Consider the following 14,669-nt stretch of genomic DNA (forward strand, 5'->3'; position numbering starts at 1 on the left):
GGGCGGAACCTAGGCAGTGTTCTTTGACAAATGAACTTACTTCTTCACTTCAGGAAGAACAATATTCAAAATAAGGGCAGCGATACCACCAGTGGCAACGCCTGAACTGAAGATATTACGGAACAATTCAGGAAGATGTTCAAGGATTTGTGGTACTTGTGCAACACCTAGACCCAATGCCAATGAAATCGCAATGATTAATAGTGCGCGGCGGTCTAAATGAATGCCTGACAAGATATTAATACCTGATGCAGCCACAGCACCGAACATTACCATTACAGCCCCACCAAGTACAGCTTGAGGAACCGCTTGAATGACACCTGCTACAGCAGGAAGTAAGCCTAAAATAACTAAGAGGGCAGCAATCCAAATCCCTACATAGCGGCTTGCAACACCTGTTAACTGAATAACACCGTTGTTTTGCGCAAATACAGAACTAGGGAACGTGTTAAAGATACCGGCAAGGAATGAGTTTGCACCATTCACCAATACACCACCTTTAATACGCTTCATCCATTCAGGGCCATCTACAGCTTGATTTGAAAGTTTAGAAGTCGCGGTAATATCGCCAATCGCTTCTAAAGATGTCACAAGGTAGATAAATGCCATTGGAATAAACAAGCTCCACGAGAAGCTTAAGCCAAAGTGCATCGGTGTTGGAATTTGAACCAGTGGCGCATCTTTTAAACCATCAAAGTTTAAATGACCCATAAAGCCTGCAAGGATGTAACCCACGACTAAGGCAATTAGGATGGCAGAACTTTTTACCCATGTAATACGCACACGGTTCAATAAAATGATCAGTGCCAAAACGGTACATGACATGATGAGGTTGTCTGCATTGGCAAATGTTTTATCGCCCATGGCTTGATAACCACCACCCATGCTGATCAGGCCTTCTTTAATTAAAGTCAGACCAATCAATAGCACCACAATACCTGTTACCAATGGGGTAATCAGTTTTTTCACCCACGGTAAGATTCGTGATACACCCATTTCAATGAATGAACCCGCGATCACCACACCAAAGATAGATGCCATAACTGCTTCTACAGGTGTACCTGCCGCAACCATTGCAGAACCAATACCGATAATAGGACCAATAAAGTTAAAGCTGGTTCCTTGTACAATCAGGAGACCTGCACCAAATGGACCGACTTTTTTACATTGTAAAAAGGTTGCGATACCAGAGATCACCAATGACATCGACAGAATCATATTGGTGTCTTCTTTTGACACACCAAGTGCCAAACAGATCAGCAGACCCGGCGTCACAATTGGGACAATAATGGCCAATAAATGTTGGAACGCAGCGAGAAAAGCAATAAAAGGTTTTGGTCGATCATTCAATCCATAGACTAAATCGAGTTGATCTTTTGCTTCGGGAGATTGGTTTAAATCAGACATGCGGCACTGAAAATTAAGGCTAGGTGGCGCTATTCTAATCTGTTTACACAGCTTTACAAAACCAAAAGCGTGCCAGTCGTCAAAAAAAATGCGATTGTCAATAAACTGTCACTACTAAAATCTATATTTTTTCTGTATAATTTGCCCTCAAACTTTAGGCGTATCGAATTCACATGTCAGATATTAAAACTCTCCGTAACATTGCCATCATCGCGCACGTCGACCATGGTAAAACTACTCTTGTAGACAAACTTTTACAGCAATCAGGTGCTCTTGGCGATCGCGCAGGCGAGATCGAACGTGTAATGGATTCTGGCGCTATTGAAAGTGAACGTGGTATTACCATTCTTGCAAAAAACACTGCAATCAAATGGTTAGACAAGCGTACTAACACTGAATACCGTATCAATATCGTGGATACCCCGGGACACGCCGACTTCGGTGGTGAAGTAGAACGTGTAATGTCAATGGTTGACTGCGTACTTCTTCTTGTTGACTCTCAAGAAGGCCCAATGCCACAAACTCGTTTCGTAACGCAAAAAGCGTTTGCACGTGGTTTGAAACCAATCGTAATTATTAACAAAGTCGACAAGCCAAACGCTCGTCCAGACTGGGTAATTGACCAAGTATTCGATTTGTTCGACAACCTTGGTGGTTCTGACGAACAGTTAGACTTCCCAGTCGTATATGCTTCAGGTCTTCGTGGTGTGGCTGGTCCATCTCCAGAAGAACTTGCTGAAGACATGACTCCATTGTTCGAAACAATTGTAGACATCGTTGAACCACCAGCGGTTGACGTTGACGGTCCATTCCAAATGCAAGTGTCTTCACTTGACTATAACAGCTTCGTAGGTGTTATCGGTGTTGGTCGTATTCAACGTGGTTCAGTGAAATTAAACACTCCTGTAACTGTAATCGACAAAGACGGTAAAACACGTAACGGTCGTATCTTAAAAATCATGGGTTACCATGGTTTAGAGCGTATCGATGTTGAATCAGCTTCTGCTGGTGACATTGTTTGTGTAACGGGTATTGATGAACTTCATATCTCTGACACAATCTGTGATCCAAAAGCAGTTGAAGCTTTACCTGCACTTTCTGTAGACGAACCTACAGTATCGATGACTTTCCAAGTAAACAACTCACCGTTTGCTGGTAAAGAAGGTAAATTCGTAACTTCACGTAATATCCGTGAACGTCTAGATCGCGAATTGATTCACAACGTAGCATTACGTGTTGAAGATACTGACAGTCCTGACCGTTTCAAAGTATCTGGTCGTGGTGAGCTTCACCTTTCAGTTCTTATTGAAAACATGCGTCGTGAAGGCTTCGAAATGGGCGTATCACGTCCACAAGTAATCATCAAAGAAATTGATGGTGAAAAACAAGAGCCATACGAAAACGTAACGTTTGACGTTGAAGAGCAGCACCAAGGCGCTGTAATGGAACAAATGGGTCACCGTAAAGGTGAAATGACCAATATGGAAGTTGACGGTAAAGGCCGTATCCGTATTGAAGCAACAGTTCCTTCACGTGGTTTGATTGGTTTCCGTTCTGAATTCTTAACTATGACTTCAGGTACAGGTATCATGACTTCAAGCTTCTCGCACTACGGTCCAATGAAACAAGGTACTGTTGCGAAACGTCAAAACGGTGTGTTGATTTCTATGGTTCAAGGTACTTGCTTGGGCTATGCACTATTCAGCTTACAAGACCGTGGCCGTCTATTCGCTAAACCTCAGTTAGAAGTTTATGAAGGTATGATCGTTGGTATTAACTCACGTTCAGACGACATGACTGTTAACCCAACTAAAGCGAAACAGCTAACTAACGTACGTGCTTCTGGTACTGATGATGCGTTGACTCTTGTTCCGCACATTGAATTTACGCTTGAACAAGCGCTTGAATTTATTGAAGACGACGAATTAGTTGAAGTAACGCCTAAGTCAATCCGTATCCGTAAACGCTGGTTGACTGAAAACGAACGTAAACGTAACCGTAACGTTTAATTTTACAGTTTCAAAAAAACCGCTGACTTAGGTTAGCGGTTTTTTTATGCATGGGCGTTTTGAATAAAAATGCAAAAATTGAATGACTTTATTCATTTAATTCGACATGCATAATTTTGATAAATCCTTTTTAATAGAATGTATTACCAAAATCAAAAATGTTTTGTGTGAATTTTTATACATGGCATTTAGAATCTAATAAAAACCAAGTAAATTAGGTGGAAATAGTTATACAGATATAATGTATACTTCGTCACAAAATTAAAGCTGAAAAAATTTCTGGAGATCACATGAGTATTATTCAAGAATTTAGAGAATTTGCCGTAAAAGGCAACGTGATGGACTTGGCTGTAGGTGTCATCATTGGTGGTGCTTTCGGTAAAATCATCGATTCAATGGTAAAAGACATTATCATGCCTTTTATTTCTTGGATCCTTGGTGGTGACGTTGATTATTCAAATTGGTTCTTAGTATTGGGCGATAATCCAAATAACCTCACCACGCTCAAAGCTGCACAAGATGCAGGCCTTAATGTGTTGGCTTACGGTAACTTCTTAACTATCTTAATCAACTTCTTGCTTTTGGCATGGGTCGTATTCTGGTTAGTGAAATTGATGAACAAATTGCGCCGTCAAAAAGTTGAAGAGCCAGCTCCAGAGGCGACTCCAGAAGATATCGAATTACTTCGTGAAATTCGTGATGAATTAAAACGTAAAGGTTAATCCTTTAGCAGTGAAAACGGCGCTTAAAGCGCCGTTTTTTATTGTGAATTTTGTTGAGGCGTCATTTTCATAAACTTAGGTTCTGATGTCGAAAAAACAATGCCATTTCGAATGCCTGTAAATACTTCATTTGCTTCTTCAGGTGATTCGGGTGCGCAGGCTTGTTGACCTAATATAAATAAGACTAAAGGGTGATTTTTGGATAATTTGCTAATTTGCTGTATCGCATCATACCATTTTGATTCATCGTTACGATTCCCATCTAAATCTAGTGCCAACTGGACTTCACTATGAGGGTTCATATCTTGATCATCATATAATGCTTGGATAAGTGCATGCTTTCGTTCACCTCGAATGATTGTAAAATCTGTTGTATCGACAGTGCCAAGACGAAAATAGTTGTAATAGCCCAATGGAATGTCCTTTGTTTATTATTAAGTAGAATTGATTTAGTGCAATGTTATCTGGTTGCTATGATTTATATTATATGATTGAAAACCGCCAGCCAATGTTCTGAACGATTGAAAAAAATACTGGGATTATGTGCTTTAAGATGAAAAGCACATATTCGCGATATACTCGTTATAGCATGTTCAATGTGGGTGCTATGTTACATCCGAAACTTAATTTCTAATAAATGCCAGCCAAATTGGCTTTTGATCGGACCATGCAGTTCACGTTCAGGTAGGGTAAATACCGCTTTATCAATTGGGCCAACCAACTGGCCTTTTTTAATGTCGCCAAGCTCGCCGCCTTTTTTACCCGAAGGGCATGTCGAATGCTGCTTCGCAATTTTGGCAAAGTCCGCACCGCCTTTGATTTTCTTTTTCAGTTGCTCACATAGTTCTTTATCTTTGACTAATATGTGGCGAACAATCGCAGACTTCATGCTTTATTTCCTTTCACGGTTTTCTTAGTCAGCATTTTAACCTTTTTTAAAGGCTGACACTCTGGGCAAAACACCGATGCACGTTGCCCTAGTTTGATATTTTGCAAGATGGTTTCACAGTTGATGCACATTTCACCGGCACGTCCGTAGGCGAGCAGAGTTTGTTGGAAATAACCATTTTCGCCCATCGCATTGGTGTAATCACGTAACGTCGAACCGCCTAAATCAATTGCCTGTTTTAAAATACGTTTGATTTCGATGACCATTTTTTCAACTTGTTCAAAACTCAAACTTGATGCAGGCTGCGCAGGGTGTATGCCTAAGTTAAATAAGCTTTCCGTTGCATAGATATTGCCGACACCAACCACAATATGATTGTCCATGATCGATACTTTGATACTGGTCTGCTTATTTTTAAATTTTTGGAATAAGTATTCAGCATTAAAGTCATCACTCAGCGGTTCAGGGCCAAGCGTGTCAATCAGTTTGCTTTGAGACGATGCATCTAACCATAAAATACAGCCAAAACGTCGTGGATCGTGATAGCGTAATTGCATATCTTCAAAATGAATCACCAGATGATCATGCTTTCGTAATGCTTCATCACCTTCACAAATCCGAAAACTGCCAGACATGCCCAAATGCCACAGCATGCAGTCATGTTCAAATTCAGCCAAAATATATTTTGATCGACGGCTGAGCTGAAGCAGCTTTTGACCGACGAGTTTTTGAATGTCGTCAGGAATAGGCCAACGCAGGCTCGACTGAAAAACCTCAACTTTGAGAACCTTTTCATTCAATAATGGCAATAAACTGGTTTTAGTGGTTTCTACTTCTGGTAATTCAGGCATAAAGGTCGAAGCAATGGATCATTCAAGTTATGCATACTATTGGGTCTAGCCCTACATAATGCAAGTTTCATCGCGGCCTAAGGGAGTGTATGAATAGGTTATTGATTATTAATTGTGAGAATAATAAACCAACAAGTCACAATAATGAGTTTGAAAAAGCGATCAGAAGTTAAACAATTGAATTAATAGATATATAAGATATTGAAAAATAATTACTAAAAATATTGCATAACAATAGATTTATTTAAAGTCACTTATTGATAAATTAAAGTTTGGTGAATGATAAAAATAATGCTGAGATAGAACGTGAAAAATTATGTAATTTTTGTGACATTAGATTTCAAGCCTTGTGGCTTGTCTAGAGACTCTCTCCAGATTTAGGTTTTACCATGAAAAAATACAGTCTAGCTCTTCTACCTGCATTTGTTGCAGCAGCCATGACACATGTTCACGCCACAGAAGCATTCGACACTAAAGGTCAGTACATGCTCGGGGATTGGGATGGTAAACGTACCGAACTTGCACAACAAGGTGTGAAGTTTGAGGCCAATATTGCTGCTGATGCTGCCTATCTTGCCGATGGCGGTCGTAATCCGGGACATTCAGCAACGGTAGCCAGCCAATTGTGGTTAGGTACACAGCTTGATATGGAAAAACTCGCAGGTTGGGATGGCGTGACTGTGCGTGCTGTAATGACTGCTCGTCAAGGTCAAAGTACCTCAGTTCGTGATTTGCAAGGGGATGTTCCTCAATTGGCAAATGCACAAGCCAATTTTGGCCGTGGTAACCAAGACAGCCGCTTAACCGAGCTTTCGATTGAAAAGAATTTCAAAGAACAAGGCATTAGTGTAAAAGCAGGTCGTTTAGGTCTAGGTATGGACTTTAACGTGATGGCATGTGACTTTGCCAGCACCGCATTTTGTGCAGCGCAAATGGGTAAATGGCAAGGTTCTATGTGGATGAATACTCCAGTTTCACAATGGGGTGGACGTGTGAAATACCAAGCAACGCCAGAACTTGCGGCACAAGTCGGTGTTTATGAATTTAACCCTGACAATGGTAATGCCAAAGCAGAAGGTCAAGGTTGGAGTCTAGATACAGATCATGCTGATGGCGTAACTATTCCAGTAGAATTGGTTTGGACACCAAAATCATTTGTAAATGGCTTACCGGGGAGCTACCGCTTTGGTGCGATGTACAACACCGCAGATAATGTCAAAAATCAAAAAGACATTATTTCGGGTGAAGCAGAAGATCGTACCTTTGGTGGTTGGGTTGCGATTGAGCAACAGTTAACGTCTACAGGTGAAGGCAAACGTGGTTTGCATAGCTTTGCCAATTTTACTTGGCATGATCGTGTCACCACAAAAGTTGATAACTCACAGCAGTTGGGTTTGAAATACATTGGATTGGCCGATCGTTTGCCTAACGATATGGTTGGCTTGGGCGTGAACCGTGTGCATGTCAATGATCGACTTTCTGCTGAGAAATTTGATGCAAGTGCAGAATATAATGTCGAGTTGAACTATAGCCATAACCCGACAAAATGGTTGATGATTCGTCCAAGTTTACAATATGTGATTAACCCAGGCTCAACAAATCGGGTTGATGATGCTTTCCTAATTGGTTTAAGCTCTAAGGTAATATTCTAATGTTAAAATAGGTGCTCTATGCAAAGTAAATTTAACGTCACATCATTTAAGACACATTTACTTTGCCTGACGGCATGTATTAGCCAACAGTTGTATGCAGAAACAGGTTCTACGGAACCTGTTTTACTTCCTGAGATTACCATTGAAGCACCACGAACCAATACCACATGGTTAAAAACACCGGCATCGGTATACCGTGTACAGCAGGCTGAAAATAACAACAATACGGGTGTGAATCTGTCTGAAACCTTAAAAGGTGTGCCCGGACTACAACTGAATAACCGTGAAAACTATGCACAAGACTTGCAACTGTCTATGCGAGGCTTTGGCGCACGTTCAACATTTGGTGTGCGTGGTATCCGTTTATATGTTGATGGAATCCCTGCGACCATGCCGGATGGTCAGGGACAGACGTCAAATATCGATATGAGTAGCTTAAATCATATCGAGGTACTGGGCGGGCCATTTTCCTCTTTATACGGTAACTCATCTGGTGGGGCGATCTTAACAACGACCAAGCAAGGCACAGGAAAAGACTCGATCGAACTTGGTTATTCGGGCGGAAGTCATCATAAAAGTCGTGCTGATATTGTACTGCAAGGTGGCTCAGAACGGGCCAATGAGCCTAGCTATGTCGTGAGTTCTTCTTATTTTGAAACCGATGGCTACCGTGATCATAGTGCTGCAAATAAGGTACTCAGCAATGCAAAACTGACGTGGGATTTGGATGATGGTTCCAAGGTCAATTGGATTGTGAATCATGTGGATATTAATGCCGATGATCCACAAGGGTTGAGTCAACAAGAATGGAAAGAAAATCCTAAGCAAGTTCAAGCAAATGTTTTGAAATATGATGTACGTAAAGAGATTCAACAAACACAAACAGGTTTAACTTGGACTAAACCAATCAATGATCGTCATGAAATTTATGTAATGGGTTATATAGGACATCGTGAAGTCACTCAGTATCAAGGTATTCCAAATACTGTGCAAAGAAATCCCGAGCATGCAGGTGGGGTGATTGATTTTGATAGGGATTATTATGGAGCAGATTTCCGTTGGACAGGTAAGGATTTATTGCCAAATACACGTTTTAGCTTAGGCTTGGCTGTTGATCAAATGGATGAAGAACGACGTGGTTATGAAAATTTCAAAAGAACTTCTGTTAATACTTCTGCAACAGATTATGATTTTGGTCATAAGGGAAATTTACGCCGAGAAGAAAATAATACCCTTTGGAATATAGATCCTTATTTACAAGCTTCATGGCAATTTTTACCTACAGTTCGATTAGACACTGGCTTGCGTTATAGCAATGTTCGTTATGAATCTAAAGATCGCTATTTAGCTAATGGTGATGATAGTGGTAAAAATAAGTATGATAAATTTTTACCATCAGCGGCATTATCTTGGGAAATTACTCCTGATTTGACGAGTTATATCAGTTTTGCGAAAGGTTTTGAAACACCGACCTTTACAGAAAGTGCCTACCGTTTAGATCCAGTTGAACCGAGTCAAATCATCGGCGGAATAAATAATGATTTAGATCCATCTTCAAGTGATAACTATGAGTTAGGCTTTAAGGCGCAAAATGATTATGGTTTATTCACTTTGGCAGGTTTTTATACAAAAACGCATGATGATATTGTTTCATACCTGAGTGATGCAGGTCGCACAGTTTATAAAAATGCCGATCAAACATTGAGAAAAGGTATTGAGTTTTCTTGGCAACATAAACTTTGGAACGATTTAACAGCACAAGCGAGCTATAGCTATATTGATGCAAAATTTGATTCTCCCTATTCAAATTCTGATGGTTTAGCAATTGAAAAGGGGAATTACATCCCAGGTATTGCAAAGAACCAAGCTTATGCTGCGCTAGGATGGCAACCTGAAGCTGGTTTTAATGCGGGTGTTGAAGTGCGTTATATGGACAAGATTTATGCCAATGATGCTAATTCAGAAACAGCTCCAAGCTATAGCGTGACGTCTGTTAATGTTGGCTATTTGTGGAAAAACAATGATTGGAAAGTACGTAGCTATGCACGAATAGATAATCTTTTTGATGAAGACTATGTGGGTTCAGTTATCGTCAATACATCAGGATCACAAGGCGTCTATCGTTATTATGAGCCTGCTGATGGTTTGAATTGGAGTGCAGGATTAAGTGTGACCAAAGCCTTCTAAAAGGAGAGTAATGTGGCGTTGTTATTTCAACCAATTCAGTTTGGAACATTGGGGCTGACTAATCGAATCGTGATTGCACCTATGTGTCAATATTCTGCCAATGAGCAAGGGGAGTTAAGCTATTGGCATGAACAACAATGGGCGAATTATGCCTTGTCAGGTGCCGGACTTTGTATCGTCGAGGCAACAGCTGTACAGGCAGAGGGGCGCATTAGCTATGCAGACCTCGGCCTTTGGAATGATATGCAACGCGCACAGATGAAGGCACTATTGGCTAAGGTGAAATCACTTTCACCTATGCCATTTGCTATCCAACTGGCACATGCGGGTCGTAAGGCATCGACAGATAAACCGTGGGCAGGACGTGGACAATTACCTCCAAATCATCCTCAAGGATGGCAAACCGTGTCAGCCAGTAATTTGCCCTTTAATCCCACAGATCATGCACCCCATGCTTTAAGTCGAGATGAAATCCAGCAGATCATTCAAGACTTTGCCGATTCAGCAAAACGAGCGGTAGATGCAGGCTTTGACTTAATTGAGCTACATGCCGCACATGGTTATTTGCTGCATCAATTTATGTCGCCATTGTCGAATCAGCGTAGCGATGAATATGGTGGCAGTCTGGAAAATCGCATTCGGCTGACGCTTGAAGTGTTCCAAGCCATGAAAAATGCCGTTCCTGAAGATTATCCAATTGGGGTACGTATTTCTGCAACTGATTGGATGGAATATACTGAAGCACCGAGTTGGGATCTAGACTCGGCTGTTGGTTTGTCAAAAGCGCTTGCACAACTAGGCACAGCCTATATTCATGTTTCTAGTGGCGGCTTAGATGTTGCGCAAAAAATTCAATTACAAGCCAGTTATCAAGTGCCTTTTGCTGAAGCCATTAAGCAAGCCGTTCAGGTTCCCGTAATTGCTGTGGGTTTAATTACCGAAGCAATGCAAGCCGAAGGCATCTTACAATATGGCATGGCAGATGCGATTGGTCTTGCTCGTGCAATTCAATATGACCCGCGTTGGCCATGGCATGCCGCTGCTGAACTCGGTGAAAACCTAAAAATTTCTCCGCAGTATTTACGCTGTCAGCCACATGCACAAAGAAGTCAATTTACGGCTTTCTAATTTTCAAAATTTATAGCGGTCCTATCTACACTCTCAGGTTGAGGGTGTGGATAGAAGAGTCTATTACACAGGGTATTTCGTATGGTCTTTGAGGTGATTGGTCCAATCTTTTTTCTTTTGGCCTTGGGATATCTGTCTGTAAAATGTAGTTTATTGAGCAAAGAACAAGTTGGAACCATTGGTGCATTTGTGATTAAGATTGCACTGCCGGCTTTGTTTTTTCAGTCATTAGCTTCTAAAGATTTGCATCAAATTTGGTATCCCGGCTATTTCTTTGTTTATACCGGAGTCACTTTTTTACTGTATGGCATGGCCTATTGGCTATTGTCGACACATTTTAAAAATAATATGTCGCAAACAGCGGTACTGTCATTAGGCGCTGGCATGTCAAATACAGGCTTAATTGGCACTGCAGTCCTAAGCTTATTGGTCGGTCAAAATGCGATGACCTATACCTCATTAATCGTCATCATTGAAAGTGTGCTGCTGATTCCAACGGTGCTGGTCCTTGCACAATTAGGAAGTTCACAGCAAAAAGCCAATATTGGCGATATCATCAAAAATACCTTAATGACCCTGTTAAAAAATCCACTCTTTGCAGGGGTAATGCTAGGGATTGGGTTTGCAATTTTCCAAATTCGTTTGCCTCATCAAATCAATGATGTACTAGCGATGTTAGGTCAAACGGCTTCACCACTGGCACTGTTTGCAATTGGTGGAGGGATTGTCGGTATGAGCTTAAAGTATGTGAATGCTCAGAGCTTCTATTTGGTGATTTCAAGCAACTTGGTGATGCCTTTACTGACTTATTTAGGCTTACGTTATTTGACCGATGTCAGCCAAGAGATGTTATATGCAGGGACGATTATTGCCGCATTGCCGATGCCGACGATTTTTGCCATGCTTGGGCAAGTTTATGGCTTAAATGAAAAGACCTTAACGCCTTTGTTGATGAGTACCATCTTGGGATTTGTCGTAACAGGCGTATTAATCAGTTTGTGGTGGGCGTGATTTTGATCAGCTCAAGATTTGCTTAAACCCATGAAAAAAGCCCTGCATGTGCAGGGCTTTTTTTAATGCTCAATTAACTCTTTTTCGCATTGGCTTTTGGCGCTTTGGCTTGTTCAGCAATCATTTTATCCACGGTTGCCAAAGATTCTTTAGCTTGCGGAATATTTTCTTTGGCTAATGCGCTAAATATTTTTTTAGCTTCAGGCAAATTTTGCGGGATGATATTGCCATTTACAAACATATTGCCCACTGCCATCAATGCAGGGACATAACCTTTTTTCGCTAACTCTTGAATGCTATTTAGACCTTGTTGAATAGGCTTTTCATTTTTAGCTTTAAAGCCAGCACTGATGTCATAAAGTGCTTTGGCATGAATCGCAGGGTAGTTGCCTTTTTTAATCAGCGGATCAAGTTTACTGAGCGCCAATTTATCTGACTCAGGTTTATTTTCTGCAAAAAGTAAAATGGCATAGTCGATGGAGGCATCATCAAAACCAGCCGAAGATGCGCGTTCTAAATATTGTTTGGCCTTATTGGTGTCTTGTTTTAAGCCCAGTGTGCCCGTTGCATAATTTTTACCTAAAACATAGTTAGCAACTGGGTAACCTTTGGCTGCAGCCTGTTCATAGAGTTGGATGGCTTTTTTCTCATCCTTCGCTACGCCTTGACCTGTTTGAGTAAGATAGCCCAAATTATAAATGGCCTGAGCATTACCTTTTGCTGCAAGCTTGCTCAGTGTTTGGTAGGCGCCATTCATATCTTTGGCCTTGACCATGGCTTCCACTTTAGCAAATTCAGGATCGACGGCATCTGTTTTAGTTTCAGCAAAAGCGAATTGAGTGCTCATTGCCAAAATGCTTGCAAGTAGGATTTTTTTCATCTTAAAACCTTTTGTAAATCATGCACATAATTCCGTTTATGTGTTTTGGTGGTTATTTTTGTCGGTTTTTACATCATAGGTAGATTTACGTAAATGTAAAGTGAGGAATTGTGATTTAAAGCGTTTTTATAAAATAATGTTGATTGCCGTTAGCACTTTAAATGCCATGACTTTATTGCATCAAAAGCCTTTGCAAAAAAGCAGGACTCTGATTTAATCGCGCATTGTTATTTTCTCTGAGGCAGCGCGATGTTTATTAAAGGCATTAAACGCAATTACGATAAAATTAATGCAGATGAATCGATTGCAGATGAAGATAAAATTGATGCGCTTTTGATGAAACTGGGTGCAGAGTTTTTAGTCAGTAAAGAGGATCGTGTTTATATTTTCAAAAAAGGCGATTTGGAAGCTAAATTTGATGCTAAACATGCGCGCGCCTATCATTTTAAAGAATATGTATGCAAAGATATGAATAAGTTATTTCATGGATTTTGATTAAAATCATAATTTAAAAACGAAGAAGTGAGGGGGAATAAATTCCTCCTTATTTTTGTTTGTTGTGTACTGCAACAGCGTATGTGATTTAAAAAAACTTTAATTTTCAAAAGTATAATATTTTATAAAAATAAAAATTGAATAAAATAGATACAAGGTATCTATGATGAATATAGATATACATGATTCATTGAGATGTATTTAAATATGATAAAAATAAGCGCCATCTTGATCCTTGGTTTCGTCTGTTCAATGACCAGTTGGGCTCAACAACCCAAACTTGTACCGCATCCAATCCATTTAAAAAATGGCAAGCAGTTTTCATTAAATTTGCCTGCAAATTTCGAGATCATTCCTGCTGCTGAAGGTCTCAAACGGGTACGCTTTTTTTCGCAAGCGCCTGATCGCAGAATGTTTGTCACGGATATGTATGATCTAATAGATAATAAAAAAGGTACTGTGTATATATTGGATGATTGGAATGCTGACACAGGTAAATTTGGCAAAATCATTCCTTATTTGACTGGTTTGAGAAATCCAAATTCAGTTCAGTTTTATACCGATGCTCAAGGACAGGATTGGCTCTATTTGGCGGAAACGCATCGACTGACACGGCAAAAATTCAACAAAGTAGAAACTCAGCCTTCGAGTAAGGCTGAAGTTTTAGCGACATTTCCAGATTATGGTTTGAGTTATAAATACGGCGGTTGGCACCTGACACGGACGATTGCTATTGGTGGAAATGGAAAAGTTTATGTATCTGTCGGTTCGAGTTGTAATGCCTGTGTAGAGAAAGAAAAAGTACGGGCTTCAGTCATCGAGATGAATCCTGATGGTTCAGAGCAAAAGTTTTATGCGACAGGTTTGCGTAATGCAGTTGGATTAAAATGGATCGGTAGATTTCTATTTTGCGACCAATCAAGGTTCTGATCATTTGGGACGTAAAAAGCCAAATGAAACTTTTTATGCGCTAAAACAGGATGTCGATTATGGTTGGCTCGCATGTTATTCATGGCTGGGCAATGTCTTGGCGGACCCTAAATTTAAACGTGCATCTGGCTGTAAAAATGTTCCATCGCCCTATGCTTATTTCCCTTCGCATTCATCTGCATTGGGTTTTGATTATTTTGATGACCCCCATACTGATACCGCCATTAAAAATGCATTTTTAGTAGCCTTGCATGGCTCTACCGATGAGGCGATTGGTCATGGCTATCAAATTGCAATTATGCGTAAAGGACAAAAACTTGAAACCTTTATGGATGGTTTTTTATTCGGTAAAACGGTAATTGGGCGGCCTGCAGATATTTATAAGATCGATAAAAAATCTTTTTATTTTTCGGATGATCGGGCAGGGGTGATTTATTATGTGAGGGAAAAAATTAGTGATTAAAAAGCCAAAGTCTTTAGGCTTTGGCTTTGAGTGCTTAGGGATGGT

General features: G+C 40.4%; 12 protein-coding genes and 1 pseudogene. 8 read left to right on the top strand and 5 right to left on the bottom strand.

Annotated features, from left to right (window positions below; translation table 11 throughout):
- Window positions 1-36 precede the first annotated feature (36 nt).
- Complete coding sequence (locus tag FTU75_RS00260) at window positions 37-1,407, bottom strand: uracil-xanthine permease family protein (RefSeq protein ID WP_078191151.1); 1,371 nt, start codon at window positions 1,405-1,407, stop codon at window positions 37-39.
- A gap of 173 nt (window positions 1,408-1,580) precedes the next feature.
- On the opposite strand from FTU75_RS00260, the gene typA reads away from it, so the two are divergent.
- Together typA and mscL are read left to right on the top strand one after the other, a co-directional pair.
- Window positions 1,581-3,416 carry a translational GTPase TypA gene (gene typA / locus FTU75_RS00265; RefSeq protein WP_078192340.1) on the top strand — a complete coding sequence of 612 codons (1,836 nt, stop codon included), beginning with the start codon at window positions 1,581-1,583 and terminating at the stop codon, window positions 3,414-3,416.
- A gap of 290 nt (window positions 3,417-3,706) precedes the next feature.
- Entirely contained in the window at window positions 3,707-4,138 is a 432-nt protein-coding gene (gene mscL / locus FTU75_RS00270) for a large conductance mechanosensitive channel protein MscL (RefSeq protein ID WP_078192339.1), read from the top strand.
- Between the two features lie 38 nt (window positions 4,139-4,176).
- On the opposite strand, the gene FTU75_RS00275 is transcribed toward mscL, so the two are convergent.
- From FTU75_RS00275 to mutM, 3 genes are all read right to left on the bottom strand, one after another.
- Window positions 4,177-4,551: a hypothetical protein gene (locus FTU75_RS00275; protein WP_180114669.1), complete on the bottom strand. Its 375-nt coding sequence runs from the start codon at window positions 4,549-4,551 to the stop codon at window positions 4,177-4,179.
- Window positions 4,552-4,748: 197 nt separating this feature from the next.
- Window positions 4,749-5,027: a peptidylprolyl isomerase gene (locus FTU75_RS00280; RefSeq protein WP_078192338.1), complete on the bottom strand. Its 279-nt coding sequence runs from the start codon at window positions 5,025-5,027 to the stop codon at window positions 4,749-4,751.
- Entirely contained in the window at window positions 5,024-5,878 is an 855-nt protein-coding gene (mutM, locus tag FTU75_RS00285; protein ID WP_078192337.1) for a bifunctional DNA-formamidopyrimidine glycosylase/DNA-(apurinic or apyrimidinic site) lyase, read from the bottom strand. The genes FTU75_RS00280 and mutM overlap by 4 nt, the downstream gene beginning before the upstream one ends.
- A 389-nt stretch (window positions 5,879-6,267) precedes the next feature.
- Between mutM and FTU75_RS00290 the strand changes: the two genes are divergently transcribed.
- From FTU75_RS00290 to FTU75_RS00305, 4 genes are all read left to right on the top strand, one after another.
- On the top strand, window positions 6,268-7,530 hold the full coding sequence (locus FTU75_RS00290) for a carbohydrate porin (RefSeq protein ID WP_180078255.1): 1,263 nt from the start codon (window positions 6,268-6,270) through the stop codon (window positions 7,528-7,530).
- 18 nt (window positions 7,531-7,548) lie between these two features.
- Window positions 7,549-9,717, top strand: a complete 2,169-nt coding sequence (locus FTU75_RS00295; protein WP_180114671.1) for a TonB-dependent receptor — start codon at window positions 7,549-7,551, stop codon at window positions 9,715-9,717.
- A 12-nt stretch (window positions 9,718-9,729) separates the two neighbouring features.
- Entirely contained in the window at window positions 9,730-10,845 is a 1,116-nt protein-coding gene (locus FTU75_RS00300; protein WP_180114673.1) for an NADH:flavin oxidoreductase/NADH oxidase, read from the top strand.
- Between the two features lie 81 nt (window positions 10,846-10,926).
- Window positions 10,927-11,856, top strand: a complete 930-nt coding sequence (locus tag FTU75_RS00305) for an AEC family transporter (protein ID WP_180027265.1) — start codon at window positions 10,927-10,929, stop codon at window positions 11,854-11,856.
- Between the two features lie 73 nt (window positions 11,857-11,929).
- Here FTU75_RS00305 and FTU75_RS00310 read toward each other — a convergent pair whose 3' ends face one another.
- The gene (locus FTU75_RS00310) at window positions 11,930-12,736 is read right to left on the bottom strand and encodes a tetratricopeptide repeat protein (protein WP_078191142.1); all 807 of its coding nucleotides are present in this window, start codon (window positions 12,734-12,736) and stop codon (window positions 11,930-11,932) included.
- Window positions 12,737-12,985: 249 nt separating this feature from the next.
- Here FTU75_RS00310 and FTU75_RS00315 point away from each other — a divergent pair, with 249 nt between their 5' ends.
- Complete coding sequence (locus FTU75_RS00315; RefSeq protein WP_078191141.1) at window positions 12,986-13,231, top strand: hypothetical protein; 246 nt, start codon at window positions 12,986-12,988, stop codon at window positions 13,229-13,231.
- 207 nt (window positions 13,232-13,438) lie between these two features.
- Window positions 13,439-14,624: pseudogene (locus FTU75_RS00320) on the top strand (sorbosone dehydrogenase family protein).
- Window positions 14,625-14,669: the final 45 nt, after the last annotated feature.

The organism is Acinetobacter sp. YH12140 (genome assembly GCF_013418475.1).
Taxonomy (GTDB): domain Bacteria; phylum Pseudomonadota; class Gammaproteobacteria; order Pseudomonadales; family Moraxellaceae; genus Acinetobacter; species Acinetobacter amyesii.